The sequence below is a fragment of the Brevundimonas sp. UBA6550 genome, from assembly GCF_002434505.1.
GTDB lineage: Bacteria > Pseudomonadota > Alphaproteobacteria > Caulobacterales > Caulobacteraceae > Brevundimonas.
Map to the genome: position 1 here is coordinate 634566 of NZ_DJKE01000012.1, position 26073 is coordinate 660638.

Sequence of the window (26073 nt, forward strand, 5' to 3'; positions counted from 1 at the left end):
TCTAGCGTGTTCGCGCGCCATATAGAACAAATGAGGAACATAGAGCCAGACGACCGCCTGACCGCCCTGCGCGACCAACTTTCAAGGCTTGGCGCGTTTCGCAGGTCTTCGGCGCCTCATCCTCATCCCCCCTCCCCCGCTTTTCCCGAGCGATGGACGCGCGGCGTCCTGCACGACCTCTATGCGGCGACACCCGCCGACGCCGTGGCGGTCAACGCCTTCGGGCTCGGGGCCGGACTTCAGGCGGCGGATGGAGGGATCGTCGTCTGGGGGCTGCACGAGATGATGGGATGGGAGGCTGGACGTCCGCACGGCCCTGGCTTGCACGAAATGGGGCTGGCGCCGTCCGACGTGCTGCTGGTGCGGGCGCCGGACATCCAGACCCTGCTGATCATAGGCGAGGAGGCGCTGCGGACGCCGGTTGTGGGGGCGGTGCTGCTCAGCGCCTGGGGCGAGGCCAAGGCTCTGTCGTTGACAGCCAGCCGACGTCTGGCCTTGGCGGCGGAGACGGGCGGCGGGACGCTGTTTCTGGCGCGGGCCGGGGCGGCGCCGGCGCCCAGTGCGGCCGAGACGCGATGGGCGGTGCAGGCGGCGGCGTCTGCGCCGCTGGAAGGGGGAGCGCCAGGTCGGCCGTCTTTTTCCGCCACCCTGCTGCGGCGGCGCGGCGGGGGCGAACAAAGAACCTGGACCCTGGAGTGGGATCGTGACGACCGATCGTTTTGCGAACCGACGCCGCTATCTGGCGCTGTGGTTCCCATGGCTGCCCAGCGATCGGCTGAGGCGTGGGACAAGCACGGACGATGCGTCGCCTGAGACTGGGCCTGATGCGGCGCCTGTGGTCCTGGTCGAGAAGATCGGCGGCGCCCTGCGTCTGGCCGCCGTCGATCCGGCGGCGGCGGGGGCGGGCCTGACGCCCGGCCTGACGCTGGCCGATGCGCGGGCGCGAAACCCGTTCCTGCGCACCATCGTTCACAGGCCCGAAGCGGACGCGGCCCTGCTGCTGCAGGTGATGGAGGATTTCGGCCGCTTCACCCCCATGATCGCCGAGGATGGGCCGCATGGCCTGATGCTGGACGTCACCGGCTGCGCCCATCTGTTCGGCGGCGAAGCCGGCCTGGTCGGCGCGGCCCACCAACGGGCGGAGCGGATCGGTCTGACGGTGAAGAGCGCCCTGGCCTCGACCCCCCAGGCGGCGCGCGCCCTGGCCCGGTTCGGGCCGGGCGGTCTGTTCCAGGCCGGGCAGGATCGGCGGGCGGTGCGCCACCTGCCGGTCGCGGCGCTGGAATTGCCGGAGCGCGACGCCCAGGCCCTGCATCGGGCCGGGCTGAAGCGGATAGGCGATCTGGACGACCGGCCGCGCGCGCCGCTGGCGGCCCGGTTTGGGACGGACTTCCCCGCACGTCTGGCCCGTGTGCTGGGCGATGAGGATGTGCGGATCACGCCGCATCGGCCCGCGCCGCCCATCGCGGTCGACCGGGTCTTCTTCGAGCCCATCCTGACCGATGCCGACGTGGAGCGGGTTCTGTCCGATCTGCTGGTCGATACCGCCGACCGGCTCGAACAGACCGGACAGGGCGGGCGCGCCTTCGAGGCCGGCTTCTACCGGATCGACGGTCAGGTGCGTCGCATCGTCGTGCGGACGGGCCGGGCGACACGCGACACCGACGGGGTGCTGCGCCTGTTCCGCGAACGGCTGGCCGCCCTGTCCAATCCGCTGGATCCCGGGTTCGGCTTCGACCAGATGCGGCTGTCGGTGCTGGAGGCCCAGAGGCTGGCCCCCGCCCAGCGCGGTCTGGACGGCGACCGGCCCGGTGGCGAGGATCTGAGCCGGCTGATCGACCGGCTGACCGCCCGGTTGGGGCCGGAGGCCGTGCTGTGGTTCGAGCCTTTGGGCTCTCACATCCCCGAACGGGCGTCGCGGATGGCCCCGGCGGCGGCGACGCGATCCGATCAGGCCTGGCCAGAGCGGATTCCCGGCGGTCCGCCGTTGCGGCCGCTGCAGATGTTCGACCCGCCCCAGCCCGTCGAGACCCTGGCCGAGGTGCCCGACGGCTCGCCCTTGCGGTTCCGCTGGCGGCGAGTGCTGCATGAAGTGGCCCTTGCCGAAGGGCCGGAGCGGATCGGCGGCGAATGGTGGCGGGCGCCGGATCAGCAGACGCGCGACTATTACCGCGTCGAGGACCGCGAAGGCCGGCGCTTCTGGCTGTTTCGTCAGGGCCTGTACGGCGAGACCGACGAGCCGCGCTGGTTCGTGCATGGCCTGTTCGCATGAGCGCGCCCGCCCCCACGCCTGCCTATGCCGAGCTGGCCAGCGCCAGCAACTTTTCCTTCCTGCGCGGGGCGTCCCACCCGAAGGATCTGGTGCTGACCGCGATCCTGCGCGGGCACACGGGCCTGGGCCTGGCCGACCGCAACACCGTTTCCGGCGTTGTGCGAGCCTGGAGCGCCCTGCGCAGCCTACGCGAGGACGGCCTGTCGCCGCCCGATGTGGTGCGCGACGGCGCGGGGCCCGGCGAGGTGACCTATGTCGAGGATCCGCTGAACGATCCCGCCCTGTCGGAGGAGGTCCGGCGACGGGCGGCAGACTTCAAACTGGCGACCGGGGCGCGCCTGGCCTTCAACGACGGAACGCCCGACATCATAGCCTATCCCGAGACGCGGGCGGGTTGGGGGCGGCTGACGCGGCTTTTGACCTTGGGCAACCGGCGGGCCGTGAAAGGACAGTGCGAGATCGGGCTGCGTGACCTGATCGCCGCGCCCGAGGATCTGCTGTTGATCGTCATGCCGCACGCCCGGCTGGACGGACTTGACCGTATGCTGGCTCGTCTGACCGGGGCCGCGCCCGGTGCGGTCTGGTTGGGCGCCGCCATGGGCCGGAGCGGCGATGACCGGCGGCGGCTGGCGCGGCTGAAGGCGCTGGCGGGACAGAGCGGCGCCCCGCTGCTGGCGGTCAACGACGTCCTCTATCACGACCCGATCCAGCGTGACCTGCAGGACGTGCTGACCTGCATCCGCGAAGGCGTCACGGTCGAGGCGGTTGGCCGGCGCCTGAACGCCAACGGCGAACGCTGGCTGAAGCCGCCCGCCGAGATGCTGCGCCTGTTCCGCAATGCGCCCGAGGCCGTCGCCGAGACCGCGAACCTGCTGGCCCGCGTCGGTTTCGACCTGGGCGACATCCGCTATCAATACCCCGAGGAGACGACCCCGCCAGGCCAGACGCCACAGGCCTGGCTGGAGCATCTGACCTGGCGGCACGCCGAGGTCCGCTACGCCAATGGCGTACCAGACAAGGTGCGGGCGCTGTTGGCCAAGGAGTTGGCCTTCATCGGGGAAGCCGAATACGCGCCTTACTTCCTGACAATCTACGACATCGTGCGTGTGGCGCGCGACAAACGCATCCTGTGCCAAGGGCGGGGTTCGGCGGCCAACTCCGCCGTCTGCTACGTGCTGGGCATCACGGCGGTGGACCCGGCGGAATCCGACCTGCTGTTCGAGCGCTTCCTGTCGTCGGACCGGGGCGAGCCGCCCGACATCGACGTCGATTTCGAGCATGAGCGGCGCGAGGAGGTCATCCAGCACATCTACACCCGTTATGGCCGCGAGCGCGCGGGCATCGCCGCCACCGTCATCCGCTACCGCCCCAAGAGCGCCATTCGCGACGTCGGCAAGGCGCTTGGCCTGACCGAGGATGTCACCGCCCGTCTGGCCTCCAGCCAATGGGGCAGCTGGGGCTCAGAGATCGGCGAGCGTCATATCGAACAGGCAGGGCTGGACCCCGCCAACCCCATGATCCGGCGTGCGGTGACGATGGCCATGCGACTGCTGGGCTTTCCCCGGCATCTGTCCCAGCACGTCGGCGGCTTCGTCCTGACCCAGGACCGGCTGGACGAACTGGTCCCCGTCGGCAACGCCGCCATGGCCGACCGCACCTTCATCGAGTGGGACAAGGACGACATCGACGAACTGCGCCTCATGAAGGTCGATGTGCTGGCGCTGGGCATGCTGACCTGTATCCGCAAGGCCTTCGACCTGATCCGCACCCATCAGGGCCGGGACTGGGCGCTGCATACGATCCCCGCCGACGATCCCGGCGTCTACGACATGCTGTGCAGGGGCGACTCCATCGGCGTCTTCCAGGTCGAAAGCCGCGCCCAGATCAACATGCTGCCCCGGCTGAAGCCGCGCCGCCTCTATGATCTGGTGATCCAGGTCGCCATCGTCCGTCCCGGCCCGATCCAGGGCGACATGGTCCATCCCTATCTGCGTCGCCGCAACGGGCTGGAGCTGCCGGACTACTCCAAGCCGGGGCCACAATACCCCCAGGACGAGCTGGAGAAGGTGTTGGAGAAGACCTTGGGCGTGCCTCTGTTCCAGGAACAGGCGATGAAGGTCGCCATGGTCGCCGCCGAGTTCAACGAGAAGGAGGCCAACGGCCTGCGCAAGGCCATGGGCACCTTCCGGGGCGACGGCACCCTGCACACCTACGAGGACCGGATGGTCGGCAAGATGATCGAACGGGGCTACGACCCGACCTTCGCCCAGCGCTGCTTCGATCAGATCAAGGGGTTCGGCTCCTATGGCTTCCCGGAGAGCCACGCCGCCTCCTTCGCCCAGCTGGTCTATGTCTCGTCCTGGATCAAACACCACTATCCGGCGGCCTTCGCCTGCGCCCTGCTGAACAGCCAGCCGATGGGCTTTTACGCCCCGGCCCAGATCGTGCGGGACGCTCGCGACCACGACGTCGAGGTGCGTCCGGTCGATGTCTCGTACAGCCATTGGGACAACAGTCTGGAAGGCCCGAGCATACAGCCCGCGCTGCGGCTCGGCATGCGCCAGATCGACGGCTTCCGCGAAGACTGGGCCGAGGCCCTGGTCGCCGCCCGCGCCTTCCGCCCCCCTGATATCGAGACCCTGGCCCGCCGCGCCGCCCTGCCGTCCGCCGCCATGCGCAAACTGGCCGACGCCGACGCCTTCCGCTCGATGGGTCTGGATCGGCGTCAAGCCCTGTGGGCGGTGCGCCGCCTGCCGGACGACGCGCCGCTTCCCCTGTTCGCCGCCGCCGATGCGCGCGAACTGGGCGTCGAACCCGACGCGCGTCTGCCGGCCATGCCTCTGGGCGAGCACGTCGCCGCCGACTACCAGACCCTGCGCCTGTCGCTGAAGGCGCATCCCATGGCCATCCTGCGCCCCCTCTTCGACGCCGAAGGTCTCATGACCTGCGCCCGGACCGAGGCGAACCGCGGGGGCGCCCTGGTGCGGGTCGCCGGCGTGGTTCTGGTGCGTCAACGTCCCGGCAAGGGCAACGCCATCTTCGTCACCCTGGAAGACGAGACGGGCATCATCAACGTCGTCCTGTGGGCGCGGATGTTCGAACAGTTCCGCCGCGAGGTCATGGCCGCCCGGCTGATGGAGGTCGAGGGCGTGATCGAGAAAAGCCCCGAAGACGTCGTCCACCTGGTCGCGCGCAAGGTCATCGACCGATCATCGGAGCTGGCGCGCCTGTCCGAGGATCACGATACCGCCGTCCAACTCGCCCGCGCCGACGTCGTCGCCAATCCCCAGCCGCCTCGCCATGCGCCGCACCGCCATCCGCGAGATGTGCGGATTCTGCCGGGATCGCGGGATTTCCACTGAGTGACGCCTTGGGATCTGAGAGAGGCCGGCGTCTGGGGCCTCAGGTCCGGATTCCCACCGAGAAGAGGTCTGATCTCGACCGCTTGTTCCTTGGAAAAGTCGAAGACGAGGCGTGGCGGGCCGAAATGGACACGTCGAACCTTTGTTGGGACAAGGGATTGTCGGACGTCGAGGCCCAGGATCCGCTGACGCGCAGCTTCGGGTCAGGCGACCAGGCAATGACGAGGTCGGCGCCTCGCCCGCCTCCAGAGTCTTCCGCCTGGCGCAGCGAACCGCCGACAGTCAGGGTCGTCGTCCCCCAGCGCGGCGAGAACGCTGATCACAGTCTTGGAAAGATTCTTCATGGTCTCAGTCCTTTTCGATGTGAAGCAGAAATTGAGCAATTATCACACCATTACTGCTCAAATGAGTTTTTATACCTCGTTTACGACAACATCGATTTTCATTTATAAATTATGAGCTCCAGTATAGTCAGATAAGGATGAAAAGCAGGCCGCTCAATGAGCAGCCTGCCGATCAAAGAAATCTCTGCTAGAATGTTTTTCGAACTGAAACGCCTATTATGCGCGGATCCAGCGTGAATACATTGGTGAAGTTGCCAAGCTCGTCCGGCCCAGTATAGGCGTCGGTGATAGGCGTGTCGTCGAGGACGTTTTTCACATAGACTTGAACAGCGATATTCTTGTCCGGATTGATCAGGGTCGCCGACAGGTTCAGGTTGCCCCAGGCTTTCAGTCGGTCGTACTCGCTGTTGTAGACGCGGGCGTAGCTATCCGACTGGCGATAGTAGTCGCCTCGGATCATCAGATCCCAGCTTGACGGCAGGACAATGCGGTACTGCGCCCCGATATTGAAGGTGAGTTCCGGCGCATTGGGCAGGCTGTTGCCGCTCAGATCCGCCGAGAAACCGCGTCCCTGGTTGGTGGCGTGGACGCCCGTCACGGGGTCGATATAGGTCAATGGGTCATAGACCAGCGGCCCCCACTGGTCCTTGTAGGCCGTGCTCCAGATGCTGCCGGGCAGGAAACCGTTCTGGAACACGGTCGGTCCGGGGCAGAGCATCTTGATGAAGATGTTTCCGGTCGACGAGATGGCCGCGTTTTTCACGTCGAGGTTCTGAATGTAACGGCCCAGGACTTCATTGGGCACGATGCAGGTCATGGGACTGGTCGGCCAGGGACGCATGACGGTGTAGTCTGTACGGCCTTGCAGCCGATCCATCACGTCCACCGAGGTCGCCCCGTCAGCGATCCGGGTATTAAGCCACCCAAGTGTCGCGTCGAGCCGGAAGTTGCGGCTGGGCGCCCAGGCGGCCTCGAACTCGACGCCCCAGGTCTTGGCGTCAAAGGTCTCCGTGTGCATCGCCCGGTCGATGAATTGGGAAACCTGGTAGTCCTTGTAGTCGTAGTAAAACGCCGAGCCGCTCAGCATGAGCTTGCCGCCCTGAAGGCTATTCTTGGTCCCGATCTCGAAGGCGTTGACATACTCGGGCGAGAAGGTGCGCGGCAGAACCGGATAGTTGGAGTTGGCGTCGTTCCAGTCGGGTCCGGGCGGATTGCCGCCGCCCGCCTTGTAGCCCCGCGAAAAGGACCCGAAGATCAGGGTGTCGTCGGTAAACGAGAGTTCCGGTTTCCAGTCCAATGCGATGCGGCCGGTGACCGCGCCCCAGTTCTGCTCCTGATTCGGTCCGCGCGGATAACCCTTGCCGACCGTGCCCCCGCCCCAGAAGCTGTCGGCCGCGAGCAACTGTGTCGGGACAGGCGTAGTGGTCTTTGTGTCATCGGTGTAGCGCAGGCCGGCCGTAAGGCGGAGACCGTCGTTGATCTTGTAATAGCCCTCGCCGAAGACAGCCCAGGATTCCGTGCGAGCGATGTCCAGGCTGCGGTAGTAGTTATGACCTTCGCCATCGATCTGGTCGATGGGATTGGGATCGATATAGACGCAGGCGTTGGGCTTGGCGCTGGCGCTCTTGGGCGTACAGTCGGGATTATAGTTGGCGCTGAGATTCTGTTGCACCGCGATCATGGTGAAAGCGTTGCTGAATATGTAATAATCTTCCTGAGTCTCGAACTTTAGATAGTTGGCGCCGATATTGAAGTTGAACGCCCCATCGAAGTCCGACTGTAGACGGATTTCCTGAGAGAACTGGGTGCTGTTCGACTGCGAGATGTCTACTGCGGCGAGCCTGTCTAGGGCCCCGAGTTGGGGATCCGCGAAGGTGCCCAGCCCATTGACGGGCTCACCCAGCCAGGGGCTCCAGTCCGGCTTGACGGAACGGCCGGCGCGACTGGCGATCAGACCAGGGGCCGGATCGTAGCGGAAGAAGTCCTGAGATCCATAGTAGCTGTCCTCCATGTAGAGCGTCTGGGAGAAGAGCGTCAGATGCGGTGTAAGCTGAGCCTCGATGTTCAGCTGAACGACGTCGTTGTCGGCTTTGAACTTGGGATCGTAGAAGGTGGCGATTTCGCGCAGATCGGTCGACTGCCGTCCGGTGGCCGATCCGAAGGGATCAATTCCGGTCCGAAACAGATAAGTGTCGTTGTCTGGCCCGCCGCGCGTGAGGAAAGGTAGAACCGTGATCAAACCGGTGACCAGCGGCATGCCGCGGCCGTTGGGCGTACCATAGGCTTCGTCCGTGTAGAGAGAGGCATTCCGGCAACCGGGCGTCAGACTGTCCATCGTCCATCGCGTAAAGACCGGCGAGGTGCGGGCGGCGCCGGATGGGTCGGTCCATGCGACGCTCGATGGCGGCGCGCCACGCGTGCACAGTTGCTTCCCGGTCCTGGAGCGGTCATCGTCCTCTCCAAAATGTTCCCAAAGAAGATTGATGCTCAGGCGGTCGTTCGGCGCCCACAGAGCGCCCATTCGGGTCGACCACAGGTCCCGTCCGTTGACGTTCTGATCCGTCACGGTGTTGACGTCGAAACCATCGCGTTGCGTCATGGCGCCGGCAAAGCGAAGGGCGAATGTCTCTCCGAACGGAATGTTGACGAAGCCCTTGACCCGACGGGTATCGTAATTGCCGAGTTCACCCTGCAGCTCTCCAGAGAATTCACCTCGTTCAGGCAGGTTCGGCAGCATGTTGACCACGCCTGCAGTGGCGTTTCTTCCGTACAGGGTGCCTTGAGGACCGCGCAGCACCTCAAGCCGCTGGACGTCGAAATACTCCTGCTCAAAGAGCCGGTTTCTCAACAGGGCGGTGTTGTTGAAGCTGATCGCCACAGCCGGATCCGCCGTGACAGACATGGCCTTGGTGCCGACGCCGCGGATCGAAAAGTTGTAACCTGTGAAATTGTCCTTCGAGAAGGATACGTTGGGAATGGCGCGCAGCAGCTCGGACCCGCCCTCGATTTTACGGTCGTCCAACTGTTGGGCAGAGAAGGCCGAGACCGAGATCGGAACATCGACGATCCGTTCCTGAATGCGGCGCGCGGTCACGATCACCTCTTCGAGGTTTGCGGCTCCAGGATCGCCGGCAAGCGTTTGGATCGTTGCGGGAGGCGGAGTCGAATCGGCGCGCTGTCCCGGCCGGGCCGGCGTGGGTCCGGCTGCGCGGCGTATGACCACGGCGCCTTCACCGACGAACTCGTGCTGGACGTTCAGCCCATTCAGCATCCGCCGCAACGCGGCTTCGGACGTCATGGAGCCCCTTACAGGGCTCGCTCTCAAACCGGCTATCTGAGTGTCGTCAGCGGCCACGCGCAGTCCTGACTGGCGACCGAACGTCTGCAGCGCCGTCGTCAGGGGTTGGGCAGGAATATCGAAACTGCGGACTTGGCGGGCTTCAGCCGCAGCGGGCGCGCACGCTATCGCCAGCACCCCGGCGGAACTCATGGAAATGGCCGTCGCTTCCAGCAACGCACGCATCCGGCTTTTACTAACCAACATCGATCACAATCCCCCAGTCGAACCACAATGGCCCCACTTGAAGGACGCGATCTGGAGAGCGCCCCCTACGGATTATCGCGTGAAGTTTTTGCGTCCATTCCGGACAAGGATCATCTGGGCGGGCCGAGCAACAGATCTCCGTTCGGCGTGCGGCTGAGAGACAAGCCGTAAAGCGCCGCCAGGATCGCCGCCGAGCCTTCGAGGTCGCCGGCCTTCAACTCGCCGCGAAATTTTTGAGCGCTGGTGTCGCTGATGATGAGTTTTCTGGTTTCATACCGATTGACCTCAGCCGCCACCTGCGTGAGCGGAACGCCGTTGAACAGCAGTCGTCCGGACGTCCAGCTCCACCGCGAGGCAGGATCGAAACGCACGACCCGAAGCGGCGCGGCAGAAGCAGAGACCTGAACGTGATCTCCGGGGGAAAGCCGGACGGGCTGAACAGACGACTGGCCCTCACGGCGGACCTCGACGCCCCCCCGAAACAGGTCGACGCCCACGCCGTTCGCCGCCCGGCTTACATCGAAGACGGTGCCGAGCGCTTGGACACGAGCCTGGCCTGCCTGAACGATGAAGGGACGGTCAGAATCATGCGCGACATTGAAACGTGCGCGACCATCTCGCAGGCGCACATTTCGCTGGCCGGAGGTCATCTTCACCGCCACCTCGCTCGCGGTGTCCAGATGAATGACCGATCCGTCGCTCAGGATGACGTTGCGCTGTTCGCCGAGGTCGGTCGCATAGACCTCCTCGACCGCTCCCGGGACGGCGTGCAACTTCAAGACAGTTCCGATCCCGGCGAGACCGATGGCGCCGACGAGGGCCGCGGCCAGGGCTCGCCTGTTCCATCCGCCTCGCTCTGAGGCGGTTGGACCGACGTCAGATGGCGTGCGCGCGATCAGGTCGCGAATTTCCGGATCGTTCGCCAGCTCTCCGGCAAGGCCCCAGACATCCTCGATTTCTTCGCAGGCCTGGCTGCGCTCCGGGGCCGCCAGAAGCCAGCGTGCGTAATCCGCCCGAGCCCGACGGCCGTCCGGTCCACGCAGGCGGATGAACCATCCGGCGGCGTCGCGAATGACGTCGGGTGTCGTACGGCGCTCGAAGCGATGGTCCGTCATGATCGGTCCTCTCTGCGTAAAGACGCATCCGGACGATCAGACCCTACGGCCAACCGCAATTGTGCGAGCGCGGCCGAGACATACTTCTCGACGGTCTTTACGGAAACCCCCATGGTCGCCGCGATCTCGCCGTAGCTCATCTCGCGGTAGCGGCTCATGACGAAGGCGGTTCTTGCTGGCTCGTCCAGGGCCAGGATGGCGGCGCGCGTCCGCGTCAGCGCATCGCGGTGCTCCACGACAATGTCCGGCTCCGGAGCAGGATCGGTCAGATGATGGCCATCGAGAGGCTCATGCAGATCTCGCCGTCGCGTGCGTGCGCGGCGCGATCGGTCGCGCACCAGGTTTTCGGCGACGCGAAACAGGAAAGCGCGAGGGTTGTCGAGGTCCGCCACGGCATCGTAGCCGGCGAGACGCAGAAAGGTCTCTTGCAGCACCTCTTCGCGTTCGGACAGGTCTGCGAGGCGCGTTGCAAGAAACCGACGAAGATCCACGGCATGGTCCGCTGCGATCCGGGCCACCACCTCGCGATGCGCCGGGCCTGGAAAGGGCATGGGGCCGATGATCGTCGGGCATTCGCCGCCATTCATCTCCGCCCCCAAGGCCGTTTTTCACATCCCGATCGCCCAGCGTCTGCCCCAACCTTGGGCATGAAGCAATCGCGCGCGCCTGTCCCTTGCCTTCACGGCCGATGGCGGCGAGCCTGAATACAAAAAATTCACACGACCGTAATGTTATCTGGAGGCGTGTGCAGAGTTTGCAGACACAGTTCTTCTTTTCCACGTGTTCCTGCGCCACGCTATGATCTGAAGCCTTCCTGTCTGGGCGAAACACAGGCAGATTTACTGCCCCACACATATCTGACTTCTGACAGCTTGGTACTCCTGTTCCAGCCTCAGAATGAAATTCCTCGCAGGGTGAATGCGGTCGATGACGCCGATGCCTTGGCCGCAGCCCCAGATGTCTCGCCAGGCCTTGGTCGCACCGGAGCCGAAATCCATGGCGCCGGGATCGCCTTCGGGCAGGTCATCCGGATCCATTCCCGCAGCGATGATCGACGGCCGCAGATAGTTTCCATGAACCCCGGTGAAATGGCTCGAATAGACAATGTCCGAGGCGGCTGAAGCGACGATGCAGTCCTTATAGGCTTGCGACGCCCGCGCTTCTTCGGTGGCGATGAACGGGGAGCCGATGTAGGCGAAATCGGCGCCCATGGCCTGTGCGGCCAGGATGGAACGGCCAGAGGCGATCGATCCTGACAAGGCCACGGGTCCATCGAACCAAGATCGGATTTCCTGCATCAGGGCGAAGGGCGAAAGCCGACCGGCATGTCCGCCTGCACCGGCGGCGACCGCGATAAGTCCTGTCGCGCCCTTTTCAACCGCCTTACGCGCAAACTGATCGTCGATGACATCGTGCAGCGTGACCCCGCCCCAGTCTTTCACGGCCCGATTGAGGTCTTCGCGAGCGCCCAGGGAGGTGATGATGATCGGAACCCTGTACTTTTCGCACAGCGCCAGATCCTCATCGAGCCGATCATTCGACCGGTGAACGATCTGGTTGACGGCGAAGGGCGCGGCGGGCTGGTCGGGATGGTCGCGATCCCACGCCGCGAGCGTTTCGGTGATCTGGGCCAGCCACTCGTCCAACTGGCTCGAGGGTCTGGCGTTCAGCGCGGGAAAGGAGCCCACGACGCCAGCGGTGCATTGGGCGATCACCAGTTCGGGGCAGGATATGATGAACAGGGGCGAGGCGATGATCGGCAGGCGGAGTGGGGCTGTAAGGGGGTTGCTCGTGATCATGTCCAGGTCTCCAGCGGCCGGCCTTTAGGAGCGAAGGGCGGCAAGGTGGGATTAAGGGCGACAGGAATGTCGGAGGGGTCGTCAGCCACGCTTCATGACAAGCAGTCGGCGCTGGAGTCGCCCAGATCGTTGCCTCCATCGACATTCAGAATGGTCCCGGTGACGTAACCCGCCGCTTCGCTCGCGAGATAAAGCGCCGCCTGAGCAATATCCTGTCGCGTTCCATAGTCGCGCAGCGCCAGCCTGCCCTTAAGGGCGGCTTCCGACGCGGGATCGGCTGTCAGACGAGACATGCCCTCCGTTTCCTTGATCGGTCCCGGCGATATGCCGTTCATACGGATGCCGGCCGGTCCCCATTCCAGCGCCAGGCATTTGACCACCATGTTGACGCCGGCCTTGGCGGCGCAGGCGTGCACCTGGAAGGGCATGGGATTGACGGCCTGACCCGCCGTGATGGCGATCAGGGCTGCGCCGGGCTTTCGCAGATGGGCGAAGGCCGCGTGGAAGACATTGAAGGTGCCAAGAAGGTCGATGTCGACCACCGTCTTGAACCCATTGGCCGACAGCTTGGCCGCCGGCGCCAGGAAGTTCCCGGCGGCGCCGGACACCAGGACGTCGATGGGGCCATGGGTTTCGGCGACCTCGGCGAAGATCGCCTCCAGCCGGTCATGGTCGCGGACATCCCCGGCATAGGCCGTCGCATCGAGGCCAAGCGCGCGCAGACCTTCGGCCGCCGCCTCGATCCGTTCGGGATTGCGGCTGAGGATGACCACCCGCGCCCCGGCCCGGCCATAGGCCTCGGCGATGGCCAGGTTGATGCCTCCCGAGGCGCCGGCGATGAAGGCGACCTTGTTCTCGAACGACGGGTTCATGTCGCGTCTCCTGGCGCTGGGCCGCGCATCATGGCGGCGATGTCTGGATGCTCCTTGATCCTGGCGGTCATTCTTTCGAGGAACAGCAGGGCGACCTTGGGCGGCCGAGAGAAGATTTCGAAGACCGAGATCAGGCCCTGATCGTTCAGCCGCACCCAGTCGACGCCCGACAGGGTCTGCCCCTCAACCTCTGCTTCGAAGCGCAGGATCAGGATGTGGCCGTCCGCCACGACGTCGGTGTAGCTCAGGCGATCGAACGACGCGGCCGCGAACCCGAGAAGCGGGGCCACAAGCCCCCTGCCCCTCCAGGATTTACCATAGGTCGGGGGACGCAACTCCACATCCTCGGCCAACAGATTGTCCAGCGCGCCCGGAGCCTTGTCCTGGAATGTCGCGATAATGCGGGCGCTGATCGGGTCTGTCGGCATGGTTTCCGGCCTCGTGCTTCGCGCCCCGTGGACGGGGCGGACGCCTATTTCGCGCCCATGCGGATGGCGCCGTCCAGGCGGATCACTTCGCCGTTCAGCATGGGGTTGGCCACGATCGACGAAACCAGATGGGCGAACTCTTCCGGCTGTCCCAGACGGCTTGGGAAAGGGACCTGCTTGCCCAGCGAATCCTGCGCCTCCTTCGGCAGGCTTTCCAGCAGGGGCGTCCAGAAGATGCCGGGGGCGATGGTCATCACGCGAATGCCGTAGCGGGCGAACTCGCGCGCGACCGGCAGGGCCATGCCGACGATGCCCGCCTTTGACGCCGCATAGGCCGCCTGGCCGATCTGACCGTCGAAGGCGGCGACGCTGGCGGTGTTGACGACCACGCCGCGCTCCTCGCCCACCGGATCGGCGTCGTGCAGACGGGCGGCGAACTTGGACATCACATTGAAAGTGCCGATCAGATTGATGGCGATGATCTTCTGGAACAGCTCCAGGGCCAGGGGCTGGCCGTCCTTGCCGATCACCTTGTTGGGCGGGCCGATGCCGGCGCAGTTGACCAGGATGCGGGCCTTGCCATGCAGGCCCTCGGCCTCTTCCAGGGCGCCGGCGACCGCCTCGGCGTCGGTGACGTTCACCTGAAGAAAGGCGCCGCTGATGCTCTCGGCCAAGGCCCGGCCGGCTTCGGCGTTCAGATCGAAGATCGTCACCTTGGCCCCGCCCTTGGCGAGGGTTCGCGCCGTCGCGGCGCCCAGGCCGGATGCGCCGCCGGTGACGATGGCCGGGATGGCTTCGGTGATCATGGTGTTCTCCACTGGAATGCGAACGGGGACGACGCCCGAGGGCGGGCGTCGAAGGGAAATGTTGAGACGCGGCGCGGCCGCCTTGTTCGGCGCGACTAGACCGTGGCGGGCGCCGCCTCGCGCTCGGCGGCCTCGATCAGGACGCCGCGCACGACCTTGCCGGTCGGGGTGCGCGGCAGCTGGTCCAGGATCATCAGCTGTCGGGGATGCTTGTATCGGGCGATCCGGCTTTCAAGGAAGGTGCGGACGGTCGCTAGGTCCACGGTCGCGGGGTTCACCCCAGGACGCAGAACGGCCGCCGCCGCGATCCGGCTGCCCCAACGGGCGTCGGGCACGCCGAACACCGCCGTCTCCTGAATGTCCGGGTGCTCCAGAAGCGCCGCCTCGACCTCTGACGGATAGACGTTCTCGCCGCCGCTGATCATCATGTCGCGGGTGCGATCGACCACGGTGACCAGGCCCGTCTCGTCCACGAAGCCGGCGTCGCCGGTCATGTACCAGCCGTCGCGGAGCACCTTGGCCGTCTCGGCGGGGCGACGCCAATAGCCGCCCATGATGGAGGCGCCCCGCAAGGCGATTTCGCCGACCTCGCCCGTGGCGGCTTCCTCGCCACGTTCGTTGAAGACCTTCAGCTCCAGGCCCTTCTGCACGCGCCCGGCGGCCCGCAGGGGCGGGTTCTCGCCCAGATGGTCGTCCGGCGCCAGGCTGACGGCCGCCGCCGTGGTTTCGGTCGCCGCATAGACCTGGGTGAACTGGCAGCCGAACACCTTCATGCCGCGTTGAAGCGTGGGCAGGGAGACGCCCGATCCGCCATAGATGATCGACTGCAGGCGCGCGTGATCCAGCGCCTGCACCCGCTCGTCGCGGCTCAGCATGTCGATCAGGGTCGGCACCAGCGGCATGCGCGTCACCCCGCCCTGGTCCAGCGCCTTGAGCGCGCTGTCCGGCGAGAACTCGCGCAGCAGATAGACGGCCCCACCCTGCAGCAGGGTGAACAGGGTGAAGTTCGCGCCGATGGCGTGGAAGACCGGAAGAGCGATCAGGCAGACGTCGCCCGGCGCCCACTGGCCGATGCCGCTGTCGGCCCAGGCGCGATAGGCCGCCATATGGTTCAGGTGCGTCTGGGGCACGCCCTTGGGCACCCCGGTCGTGCCGCTGGTGTAGAGTTGCAGGAAGGGCGCGGCGGCGTCGCCGACCGGGGCGATGTCGGCGGCCTCTTGAGCGGCCGAGCGCAGGGAAGGCAGCACGCCATCGGCGCCCGCACCCGCGACCCAACCCTTGCGGCCGCCTTCGGCCAGCAGACCGGCGAACTCCTCCGACACGATGACCAGACGCGGCTCGCTGTCGTCAAGAATGGCCTCGACCTCGCGAATGGCCAGTCGCCAATTCACCACGACCAGGACCGCTCCGATGCGCGCGGCGGCCAGCACCAGCGCCACATAGTCGACGTGGTTCTTGCCCCACCAGACGATGCGGTCGCCCGGCTTGACGTCCTGGCTCAGCAGGAAGGCCGCCAGCCGATCCCGCTGCTGGGCCATATCCGAGAAACTATGGACCTCGTCCTCGAACAGGACCGCAGGGCTTTGGGGATTGGCCTGGACCTGGGCGGCGAAGGCCGCGTCGATCGTGTCGAATTGTTCGAAGGGTGAGAGCGCCATTCACTTGTCCTCCACATCGGCGGCGTTCGGACCGGAGATCGGCCCGCCGCTGCCTATCGTTGAACCCGAACCTTTGCCGATCGGATGGGGCCGCACCCCATACCAAGGTCGGGGTCGCGCGGCGGGCCGCCTGCGTCAGATCGCCCGCCGCGCGCCTTTGTGACGGCTAGAGCGCCTCGATGATGTTCGCGTTGGAGACGCCGCCCGCCTCGCACATGGTCAGCAGGCCATAGCGCTTGCCCCGCGCCCTGAGGGCATGGACCAGGGTTGCGGTCAGCTTGGCGCCCGAGGCGCCCAGCGGGTGGCCCAGGGCGATGGCGCCGCCGTTGACGTTCATCCGCTCCGGGTCCGCGCCCAGGGTGTTCGCCCAGGCCACCGGCACGCTGGCGAAGGCTTCGTTCACCTCGTAAAGGTCGATGTCGTCCAGCGACAGTCCGGTGCGCTCCAGCGCCCGGCGCGTGGCGAAGATCGGCTCTTCCAGCATGATCAGCGGATCGCCCGCCGTGACCGTCATGTTGTGGATGCGCGCGATCGGCGTCAGGCCGTGGGTCTTGAGCGCGCGTTCGCTGACCACCAGGACGGCGGCGGCGCCGTCGCAGATCTGGCTGGCGTTGGCGGCCGAGATCACGCCGCCGTCGTGCAGCAGCTTGACCGATCCGATCGACTCCAGGGTGGCGTCATAGCGGATGCCTTCGTCCCGGCGGTGGACCTGCGGCCCTTCGGGCGTGTCCACCGTCAGTTCGACGATCTCCTTGTCGAAGGCGCCCGCCTCGGTGGCCTCGATGGCGCGGCGGTGGCTTTCCAGGGCGAAGCGATCCAGGGTGTCGCGGTCGAGTCCGTGCTTCTTGGCCAGCATTTCCGCGCCCAGGAACTGGCTGAAGTTCTGAACGCCCCATTCGGCCTTCAGCTTGGCGCTCAAAGGCCCTTCGCCGATCCCGGCCTTTTCGTGCAGGGTGAAGTTGGAGAACATCGGCACGCGCGTCATGCTTTCGGAGCCGGCGGCGATGACCACGTCCTGGACGCCCGACATCACCGCCTGGGCCGCGAAGGACACCGCCTGCTGCGACGAACCGCACTGACGGTCGATGGTCACGGCCGGCGTCGAATTGGCCAGACGCGAGGACAGGACGGCGTTGCGGCCGAAGGCGAAGGCCTGTTCGCCGGCCTGCATCACACAGCCCATGATGACGTCGTCGACCCCTGCCGGGTCCAGCCCGCTGCGCTCGACGACCGCGTTCAGAACCTCCGCGCCCAGATCGACGGGATGCCAGCCCGCCAGCCGTCCCGCGCGCTTGCCGCCTGCGGTGCGAACCGCCTCAACAATATAGGCCTCAGCCATGATCCGATCCTTCCGGTGTTGCGAGGGTCAGCCCGGACGCCTCTCCGAACCAGAGGCCTAGGACCGCCCGACGCACCGCGCCCCCGACGAAAGTATGGCGGGCGCCGACCAGGAGATCGGGTGGGGATCGGGCGGGGTCAGATCAGGTGCAGGTCGCGCGCCAGCCGCACCGCGCTGGCCCGATTGCGGACCTCGATCTTGGAGAACAGGTTATGCAGATGCCATTTGACGGTCGGCACCGCGATGCCCAGACGCACGCCGATCTCCTGATTACTCAGGCCGCCGTCCAGGAACTCCAGCATTTCGCGCTCGCGCTCGGTGATCTGGAACCCGGCGTCGTGCGCCTCGGCCGTCTGGACCAGGCGGGCCTCGGCCCGGACCTCCAGCCCCAGCAGGTCGCAGAACCGCCGCCACGCGCGGGGATCATTGCCCAGAGGCGTGCGCTCTCCGGCCTCGGCCAGTTGTTTGAACATCGGCTCGATGAAGCGGCGTTCGCGCAGGAACGGCCGGTACAGCCCGTCGCGCACCGCCGTCTCGGCGCACTGGATCACCAGCCTGAGCGCGGTGGCCTGTTTGCCCATCCGGTACAGGGCCGATGCGCGCAGCAGGGTCAGTTGCATGTCCGCCAACCCCCTGCCCTTGCGCTGGGCGTCGGTGATCCCCGGCACCAGCAGGTTCAGCGCCTGCTCCAGATTGCCGCGGCGGATCTGAAGGCGGGCCTGGATGCCGATGTTCAGATCGCGCAGTTGCCAGCCATGCGCCAGGAAGTGCGGGTCCGCGCTCTTGGCCGCGTCCATGCGCGCATCGAACACCGCCACCGCGTCCTCCAGGACCGCCAGGTCCACGTCCTTCTGGGTCACCGCCTCCAGCCTGTAGGCCTCGCGGATCAGATTGATCGCCGGCGACCGCAGATGGTTCTCCAGCCGACGCTCTTTCCAGTTCAGGCCCAGGGCGCGCGCCACGGACGCCGCGCAGACGACGATCAGCGGCAGGCCGTGCTCGTCGTCGGACTGTTCCGCCTTCTCAAGGTCCGAAATCGCGCCCTCGTCGTCGCAGGCGTACCATTCGACCGAGGCCGCCACCAGGCGGGCGACGCGGGCGATGGGGGCGTGCGGCCCCATCAGGGCCTCGACGGTTCGGATCGCCTCCCTGGCCTTCAGCCCGCCCTCGTTGACCTTGCCCTTCAGCAGACTGGTGAAGGCCGTCAGGGCCAGGACCCAGACCCGGCCATAGGAGAAGTCGGTCTTGTCGATGGCGAAGCGGGCGCGGTGCATCGACTGCTGCGCGCTGTCGAACGACCCCTGGGCCAGTTCGGCGACGGCGACGGCGCAGTACATGACGCATTGGTTGAAGGCCGAACCGGCCGCGCCATCGGCCAGCCAGCGGTCCACCGTCCGCCGCAGGGTCGGCTGATCGTCGCTGAAGGCCGACAGGGTGGCGGAGATCACCGGATGGGCCGCGTCGTCCAATCGGTTCTGCACCGCCAGGGCGTCGCGCCAGCGCCCGCTGAACACCAGGCTCCACAGCCACCAATGCTTGACCCCGTCGCTGAGGTCGGTTCCCCGCTCGACCAGGGTGTCGATCCACTGGGTGAACAGAAACACCTTGCCGTCCAGCGCCAGACGGCGGTCGCCGTAATCCTCGATCATGGCCAGGACATCGTCGCCCCCTGCCTTCAATGCGTAGCCGATGGCCTGTTCGTGCTCGCCGCGTTTCAGATGCCAGGCGCTGGCCCGCGCATAGACGTCGCGGGCCGCATCGTCGGCGCCGGCCTGTCGCTGCGACAACAGGAAGTCGCGGAACAGCGAGTGAAAACGGTAGCGGCCCGAACCTTCGACCGTCTCGGTGATGAAATAGTCGTTCTTGGGCAGATCCTGAAACCGCTGCTGCGTCTCCTGGCGCCCGAATACGTCGTCGATCATCTCCGCCGTCATCTCCTCCAGCAGGGCGATGTCGCGAAGAAACGCCTGACGCGGCGCCGGCAGATGATTGAAGAAAGCCTTGCTGAGATAACGGGCCACGTCGGATTTCGGCCCCGACAGGTCCATGCCCCGCGCGGCGGCGCCATCCGTCTGATCCAGAGCCAGGCGCAGAAGCTGGACCGCCGCCGGCCAGCCCTCGGTCATCTCCACCAGGCCGAACAGGGACAGGGACAGATCGCGCCCCCCATCCGGCGCCAGAATCTGGGCCGCCTCGTCATTGGTGAAGGCCAGGTCGCGCGCCCCCAGTCCGGTGAAGGCGCCCGCCATGCGCCAGGTCTCGAACATGAACTCCGGCACGCCGCGCGACGAGACGACGAAATTGACCAGGTCATCCGTCTCGATCAGCAACTGGTCGAAGAAACGGTTGGTCGAGGGCGCCTCGATGAAGTTCCAGTTGTCGATCAGGACCACGACCGGCGCGGCGGCGGGTCCGGCCTGCGGCCCCATGCCGACGGTGGCGCGATAGGCCAGGGAGGCGAAGTCCTCACCCGGCAGGGCCTCGAGCGAGAACAGGCGGGCCAACTGGGCGGTCAGCATCCGCGACAGCCAGGCCGCGTCGCGATCGGCCTCGGTCACGCTCAGCCATAGGCAGGCCGCGCCCGCGTCGCCCAACGCGCGGAACGCCTCGCTCATCAGCGTCGTCTTGCCATAACCCGATGGGGCGCAGATCAGGGTCAGGCGCTTGGTCAGGGCCGCCGTCCGCACCCGCTCGGTCAAAGCCGGGCGGGCGATCTGATTGGGATGGGCGCGAGGCGGACGGACATGGGCGGGCAAGGCGGCGCGTACATCAAGCGCATGCTGACGCCCGTTCAACTCGTCCGTCATGCAGCGCTCCCCCGCCGAATATTCGTCCGCGTTTGGTGCGGGCGTTCGACCCCGTTTTCCGGGATCGCCATTGCGCGTCATGCCAGCATCCGACTCTCGTCAGGTCAAGAGACGCAGGAGGTCAAGAAACGCGGGCGCCTTCGGGGCCGCTTGAGGGAGGCGCGGTTGGCGCGCCTCCCCCCTGTCGTCCTGCGTCAGAAACGATATCGGGCGTTCAGGCCGTAGGTCCGCCGCTCGCCGCGCACCAGGAAGTCCACGCCGATCGAGTTGCGAAGGTCCAGCCCGTAGGAGAAATACTCCTCCTCGAAGATGTTCTTCACATAGGCGCCGATCGACAGCGGTCCGCGCTCATAGCTGGCCTGGAGGTTAGCGACCCAATAGCCGTCCTGCTGAAGATTGGCGTTGCCGTTCTTGTCGTTGAAGGGCGAAAGCCAGGTGTGGCCGGTGTAGACCACGTTCGGCCGCAAGATGAAGGCGCTTTCCCCATCGTCGAACAGACGGATTTCCGCATCGGCGTTCAGCGTCATCTCCGGCGCGTTCGAGAAGACGTTGCCGCTCAGATCCACGCCCGCCAGCTCCAGCGTCTTGTACTCGCTGTCCAGATAGCCGAAGCCCAGGTTGAAGGTCAGGGCGTTGGTCGCGGCGAAGGTGGCGTCGAAATCCACGCCCAGCACCTGGCCTTCCGGCGCGTTGCGAAGGAAGGGAACGATGCCGACGATCTCCTGCAACTGCTGATTCTTGTAGTCGTAGAAGAAGACCGCCCCGTTCATGCGCAGGCGCCGATCCAGGAAGCGGCTCTTCAGGCCGATCTCATAGGCCGTGACCTCTTCCGGCTCGACGAAGGTCAGCTGCGCCGGCGACGCATAGGCGGTGCCGTTGATCGCGCCGGAGCGATAACCGCGGCTGTAGCTGACATAGGCCAGCACGTCTTCGGCCACATCGTAGTTGAGGATCAGTCGGCCCGTCACGCTGCTGGAGTCGGTCTCAAGCGACGGGCAGCCCGGCGTATCGGGGCATTTGGAGCCGGGCGGCGCCAGGAAGGGGATGAAGTTGAACTGCGGCACGCCGGCGTAGTTGCGGGCGGTCGAGCTGACATCGGTCAGTTCCAGATCGTCGCGCGTATAGCGCAGGCCCGCCGTCAGGGTCAGCCGGTCGGTGATGTCCCAGTTGCCGTCGCCGTAGATGGCCGCCGACTTGCGGGTCTGGGTGAATCGGTGATCCACGTTGAACCCGCTGAAGACGCCCGGCACGCCGCCGAACAGGCCCGGATAGGGCGGAGGCGCGAAGATGTTGGGCGGATCGAACGCCGGCAGGCCCGGCACCCCTTCCAGGAAGCCGAAGAAGTCGTAGGTGTTGAAGGTCTTGTTCTGATCCCAGCCGTAATAGGCGCCGATGATGCCGCGCACCGGGCGGCTGGGATCGGACGCGATACGGATGTCCTGGCTGAATTGTTCGTAGTCCGAATACCAGTTGATGTTGAACTCATCGACCGGGCCGCCGTCGGCGTCCTGATCGACGCGCAGTTCACCCTTGTCGTAGGCGGTGATGGAGATCAGGTCCCAGGCGCCGAGCGCCAGCTTGCCGGTCACCGAAATCCCGCTGGCCTGGGCGCGGTTATGACCGACATAGTTGGTCGCGGTCTCGTAGAAGCCCATGTCCTTGGGCCGCGAATAGCCGGTGATCGGGTTCACGCCGCCGGGACCCGAACCGATCACGAAGGGCGGCTCGCCGGTCGGATTGCTTTCGCCGGTATAGGCTCGCACCAGCAAGGACAGGTCGTCCGTCGGCTTCCACAGCAGCGAACCGCGAATGGCGTAGTTGTCGATCGAGCGTTCGTCGGGATTGCCGGGGAAGAGGTTCTTCAACTGGCCGTCACCCTTTTCGACCGTTCCGGCGATGCGGAAGGCCAGCCGGTCCTCGACCAGGGTCCCGCCCGCCGCGCCTGTCAGGGACCAGCGGTTGAAGTTGCCGTATCCGCCCTCGACGAAGCCGTTCAGAGGCGCGAATTCGGCCTTGCGGGTGATGATGTTGATGGCGCCGCCGACGGTGTTGCGGCCGTAAAGCGTGCCCTGCGGCCCCTTGACCACCTCGACCCGCTCCAGATCGAACAGGTTCATGCCCTGGGCGAAGCGGGCGCTGAGATAGACCTCGTCCAGATAGACGCCGTTGGGCGACGCCTGGTTGGCGTTGAACTCATTGGCGACCGAAACGCCGCGCAGGCTGAAGTTCGGCTGGGTCTTGCCGTATGGCGAACTCACCTGAAGGTTAGGCACGATGGCGGAAAGCGAGGCGGTGTCGACGATCCCCTTGTTCTCCAGGGCCTCGCCGCCGATGGCGTTGATCGCCATGGGCACGTCCTGAAGGTTCTGGCTGCGACGGTTCGCCGTCACCACGATATCGTCGACCGTGGCCGCCTGCGGCTCGGCGGGCGGGGTCGGCGACGCCGTCTGGGCCATCGTTCCCCCGGCGCCGAAGCCGCCCGCCAGGGCGACGCTCAACGCCAGAATCGAAGTCTTCGTCTTGGTCTTCATGGTTTCCCTCCATCGTCGCAATTATCGCGATCTTGAGAGGGTTGTACGCGGCCCGCCGAGGCCTGGCCCCATACTTAAGGTTTGGCCTCGGCGATATCTTTGAGCCGCGCCTGGGTTCCGCTGGACATATCCAGGAAGCGATCGGCCAGAATCCGGTCGGACGCCCAACCCTGGGCCGCCAGACTGTCGGCGCAACTGTCGACCATGATCGGCGGACCACAGAGATAGGCGTGCCCCGCCCCGCCGCCGAAGCCGTTGAACTGCTCAAGCGCCGAGGCGGCGAATCCACGCATCCCGGTCCAGTCGCTATCCTCGGCCTCGGCCGACAGGATCGGCGCGAACCGCCAATTCGCAGGCCAGCGCTCGGCCATGGCCTGGATCCGCTCCAGCCCGAACAGATCGGCCTGGGAGCGCACCGCCAGGAAGAAATGCACGTCGCGCGTCTGGCCGCTGTCTAGCGCGTGCTGCAGCACGGCCAGGATCGGCGCCAGGCCCGTCCCCCCCGCGACGCACAGCATCGGCGCCTCGTCTTCCGAAAGGCCGAAACCGCCCAGCGGCCCCTCGACCGTCGCCTTCTCGCCCGTGAAGTCCCTAGCGAACAGCGCCTCGGTGAACTGCCCCCCGGGCGCCAGGCGAATCATGAACTCCACCTCCTGCCCGACCTGCGGCCGGCACGGCGTGGCGAACGAGAAGGACCGCGCCACCGGCACGCCCTCCAGACCGACATGGGCGTACTGGCCGGGCCGATAGCTCATCGGCTCATCCAGCACGATCCGCAGCCCCATGATGTCCGAGGTCAGGCGGGTCTGGCCCGCCACCCGGCCGGACACCTTGGCGAAGTCCGCCTGAGAGCCCAGATCGACCTCGATGACGACGTCGGTTCGAACCGAACTCTGACAGGCCAGGATATAGCCGGCCCGCAACTCCTCCCCCGTCAGGGGCGACAGGGCGAAGTCCGTCAGTTCGACGATCTTGCCCTCGGTCAGGCGGCATTTGCAGGCGCCGCAGGTGCCCACCGTGCAATTATGCGGAAGCGGCACGCCGGCCAGCAGCGCCTCTTCCAGGAGAACCCCGCCTTTTCTGGCCGAAAACTGGCGGCCCGCCGGCGACACGGTGATCGTGCGCGGCGGCGCGGGGCGGAACAGATTGAACATCGTCGGCTAACCTGATCAGCGCGCGGCGACGATGGTCGCGGTCGCCGGCTTGTCGATCCATCCGGCGCGGACATTCTCGGCATGGGCCAGGGCGCGCTCCTTGTCGGTGGCGAACCGCTCGTCCCAGTCCTGAAGGCGGGGCCGGATCACGGCGAACCAGGCCGGCGGCACGAAGGCCAGCAGCACGCAGACCAGGAAGTGCGGCTGTTGCGGCCCGGTGCGGTCCGGCTCCAGCAGATAGAAGGGCTTGTAGCTGTCGACGTGGTGGCCGGCGTGGTTGGTGATCTCGAAGCTGAGGACCCGCACCAGGGGGCTGAGGTGGTTCCAGGTGTGACGCGGCGCGAACCGGCCCGGATGCTCCGTCACCAGACCGTAGTGACCGACGTAGTTGAAAATCTCCAGGCTGACGCGCGGGATCAGACAGGCGCCGGCCACGCACAGGGGCGCGACCCAGCCGCCGCCGATGACGGCCGCGGCGATCAGGAAGGCCGCAACGGCCAGGACCGCGCGAAACACCATGCCGTGCTGGGAAATCATCCCGACGCCGCGCTTGGCGCAGACCATCCGGTCCAGCTTCCAGGCGTCCAGCATCTGGTGCGCCAGGGAGCGCGGCAGGAAGGCGTACAGATTGTCGCCGCGCCGCGCCGTGTCGGGGTCGTTCGGCGTGGCGACATGCAGGTGGTGGGTCACCACATGGGTCCGCTCGCGCAGGGGATCCAGGATCAGCATCTGGCTCCAGCGGCCGAACACCCGCTGCCAGGGCGACCGGCGGTGGAACAGTTCGTGGATGGCGGCGGTGATCGGCACGAAGCCGATCAGACCGGCGTTCAGACTGGCGCTGAGGATGGTTCCCGTCGTCCATCCGGCGCGGCCGACCTGCCAGGCCAGGACCGCGATCTGGACGAAGCCGAGCAGCACCGTAAAGATGATCACCGTGTCGTAGAGCGCCGGATAGCGTGGATCGCGACGGCTGAAATCACGCGGCAGCGCGATATCTATGACCAGCAGGGCGAGCACCAGGGCCGTACCGGCCCAAACCCAGGCGCCGCCGGCCAACAGCCCGGCGATGCTTACACACACCACGAATGGCGAGATCAGATATTTGGCAGGATCTTTCACGGGCGCCTCCATCATTTTGACGGCAAGCTAGCCCCGGGGGCCTGATCGCACCCCCACCGGAAGTTCGGGGTCCCCGACCCGCCCGCCGCCTATGGCTGGCGCCACGTTCAAACGCGGCGACGAAGAGAGGCGAACATGGCGATCGATCTGACTATCGAGGGCAAGACGGCCCGGATCGTCCTGAACCGGCCCGAGGTCGGCAACGCCCTGGACACCGACAGTTGCCGCGCCCTGCTCGACGCCGTTCATCGCTGCGAGGCCGATCCGGCGATCCGGGTCGTGATCCTGACCGGCGCCGGGCGGATGTTCTGCGCGGGCGGCGACGTGGCGGGCTTTTCGTCGGCCGGCTCGGACCTGCCGCGCCTGTTGCGCGACCTGACGGCGCCGCTGCACATGGCCGTGGCGCGCCTGGCGCGGATGCCCAAGCCGGTCATCACCGCCGTCAACGGCGCGGCCGCCGGCGCCGGTCTCAGCCTGGCCCTGATCGGCGACATCGTGCTGGCGTCGGACGCCGCCAGCTTCTCCGTGGCCTATCCCGGCGTGGGCCTGTCGCCGGACGGCGGGGCGACCTTCCTGTTGCCCAGGCTGATGGGGCTCAGGCGCGCCCAGGCCTTCATCCTGCTGAACCGCAAACTCTCGGCGGCCGAGGCCCTGGACCAGGGCCTGGCGACGTTCGTCTGCCCGAGCGCGGATCTGGCCACAGAGACCCAGGCCATGGCCGAACGGCTGTCGGCGGCTCCGACCCTGGCCATCGGGCGGTCCAGAATGCTGCTGGCCGACAGTTTCGCCGCCGTCCTGGAAAGCCAGCTGGAAGCCGAGGCCCGCGCCATCTCGGCCTGCGGGGGCGAGCCTGACGCCCTGGAGGGCATCGCCGCCTTCGTCGGGCGTCGCGCCCCGGTGTTCGACCGCGACTGAGCGCCAGG

General features: G+C 66.4%; 17 protein-coding genes. 4 read left to right on the top strand and 13 right to left on the bottom strand.

Annotation, left to right across the window (positions count from 1 at the left end; all coding sequences use genetic code 11):
• Positions 1 to 204 precede the first annotated feature (204 nt).
• From B3Z70_RS16445 to B3Z70_RS16455, 3 genes are read left to right on the top strand one after another with little or no spacing between them, the layout of a single operon-like run.
• On the top strand, positions 205 to 813 hold the full coding sequence (locus tag B3Z70_RS16445) for an ImuA family protein (RefSeq protein WP_292045921.1): 609 nt from the start codon (positions 205 to 207) through the stop codon (positions 811 to 813).
• On the top strand, positions 704 to 2272 hold the full coding sequence (locus tag B3Z70_RS16450; protein WP_292045923.1) for a Y-family DNA polymerase: 1569 nt from the start codon (positions 704 to 706) through the stop codon (positions 2270 to 2272). The genes B3Z70_RS16445 and B3Z70_RS16450 overlap by 110 nt, the downstream gene beginning before the upstream one ends.
• Positions 2269 to 5634 carry an error-prone DNA polymerase gene (locus B3Z70_RS16455; protein ID WP_292023979.1) on the top strand — a complete coding sequence of 1122 codons (3366 nt, stop codon included), beginning with the start codon at positions 2269 to 2271 and terminating at the stop codon, positions 5632 to 5634. Before B3Z70_RS16450 ends, B3Z70_RS16455 begins: the two co-directional genes overlap by 4 nt.
• A gap of 531 nt (positions 5635 to 6165) precedes the next feature.
• On the opposite strand, the gene B3Z70_RS16460 is transcribed toward B3Z70_RS16455, so the two are convergent.
• From B3Z70_RS16460 to B3Z70_RS16520, 13 genes are all read right to left on the bottom strand, one after another.
• Complete coding sequence (locus B3Z70_RS16460; RefSeq protein ID WP_292023981.1) at positions 6166 to 9501, bottom strand: TonB-dependent receptor domain-containing protein; 3336 nt, start codon at positions 9499 to 9501, stop codon at positions 6166 to 6168.
• 131 nt (positions 9502 to 9632) lie between these two features.
• Positions 9633 to 10637 (bottom strand): FecR family protein, encoded by a 1005-nt coding sequence (locus B3Z70_RS16465; RefSeq protein ID WP_292023983.1) that lies wholly within the window; start codon positions 10635 to 10637, stop codon positions 9633 to 9635.
• Positions 10634 to 11224, bottom strand: a complete 591-nt coding sequence (locus tag B3Z70_RS16470) for an RNA polymerase sigma factor (protein WP_292023985.1) — start codon at positions 11222 to 11224, stop codon at positions 10634 to 10636. Before B3Z70_RS16470 ends, B3Z70_RS16465 begins: the two co-directional genes overlap by 4 nt.
• A 252-nt stretch (positions 11225 to 11476) precedes the next feature.
• Positions 11477 to 12436 (bottom strand): NAD(P)H-dependent flavin oxidoreductase, encoded by a 960-nt coding sequence (locus tag B3Z70_RS16475; protein WP_292023987.1) that lies wholly within the window; start codon positions 12434 to 12436, stop codon positions 11477 to 11479.
• A gap of 92 nt (positions 12437 to 12528) precedes the next feature.
• Positions 12529 to 13308 carry an SDR family oxidoreductase gene (locus tag B3Z70_RS16480; RefSeq protein ID WP_292023989.1) on the bottom strand — a complete coding sequence of 260 codons (780 nt, stop codon included), beginning with the start codon at positions 13306 to 13308 and terminating at the stop codon, positions 12529 to 12531.
• Positions 13305 to 13736: a nuclear transport factor 2 family protein gene (locus tag B3Z70_RS16485; protein ID WP_292023991.1), complete on the bottom strand. Its 432-nt coding sequence runs from the start codon at positions 13734 to 13736 to the stop codon at positions 13305 to 13307. The genes B3Z70_RS16480 and B3Z70_RS16485 overlap by 4 nt, the downstream gene beginning before the upstream one ends.
• Positions 13737 to 13780: 44 nt before the next feature.
• Positions 13781 to 14542: an SDR family NAD(P)-dependent oxidoreductase gene (locus B3Z70_RS16490; protein WP_292023993.1), complete on the bottom strand. Its 762-nt coding sequence runs from the start codon at positions 14540 to 14542 to the stop codon at positions 13781 to 13783.
• Positions 14543 to 14637: 95 nt separating this feature from the next.
• A complete protein-coding gene (locus B3Z70_RS16495) occupies positions 14638 to 16200 on the bottom strand; it encodes a class I adenylate-forming enzyme family protein (protein WP_292023995.1) in 1563 nt (520 codons plus the stop codon).
• A gap of 166 nt (positions 16201 to 16366) precedes the next feature.
• Positions 16367 to 17539, bottom strand: a complete 1173-nt coding sequence (locus B3Z70_RS16500) for an acetyl-CoA C-acetyltransferase (RefSeq protein ID WP_292023997.1) — start codon at positions 17537 to 17539, stop codon at positions 16367 to 16369.
• Positions 17540 to 17676: 137 nt separating this feature from the next.
• The gene (locus tag B3Z70_RS16505; protein ID WP_292023999.1) at positions 17677 to 20346 is read right to left on the bottom strand and encodes a LuxR C-terminal-related transcriptional regulator; all 2670 of its coding nucleotides are present in this window, start codon (positions 20344 to 20346) and stop codon (positions 17677 to 17679) included.
• A 194-nt stretch (positions 20347 to 20540) separates the two neighbouring features.
• Complete coding sequence (locus B3Z70_RS16510; protein WP_292024002.1) at positions 20541 to 22877, bottom strand: TonB-dependent receptor; 2337 nt, start codon at positions 22875 to 22877, stop codon at positions 20541 to 20543.
• Between the two features lie 74 nt (positions 22878 to 22951).
• Positions 22952 to 24031, bottom strand: coding sequence for a 2Fe-2S iron-sulfur cluster binding domain-containing protein (locus B3Z70_RS16515; RefSeq protein ID WP_292024004.1), 1080 nt, complete (start codon positions 24029 to 24031; stop codon positions 22952 to 22954).
• 15 nt (positions 24032 to 24046) lie between these two features.
• The gene (locus tag B3Z70_RS16520) at positions 24047 to 25150 is read right to left on the bottom strand and encodes a fatty acid desaturase (protein ID WP_292024005.1); all 1104 of its coding nucleotides are present in this window, start codon (positions 25148 to 25150) and stop codon (positions 24047 to 24049) included.
• 135 nt (positions 25151 to 25285) lie between these two features.
• Between B3Z70_RS16520 and B3Z70_RS16525 the strand changes: the two genes are divergently transcribed.
• Positions 25286 to 26065, top strand: coding sequence for an enoyl-CoA hydratase/isomerase family protein (locus B3Z70_RS16525; protein WP_292024007.1), 780 nt, complete (start codon positions 25286 to 25288; stop codon positions 26063 to 26065).
• Positions 26066 to 26073: the final 8 nt, after the last annotated feature.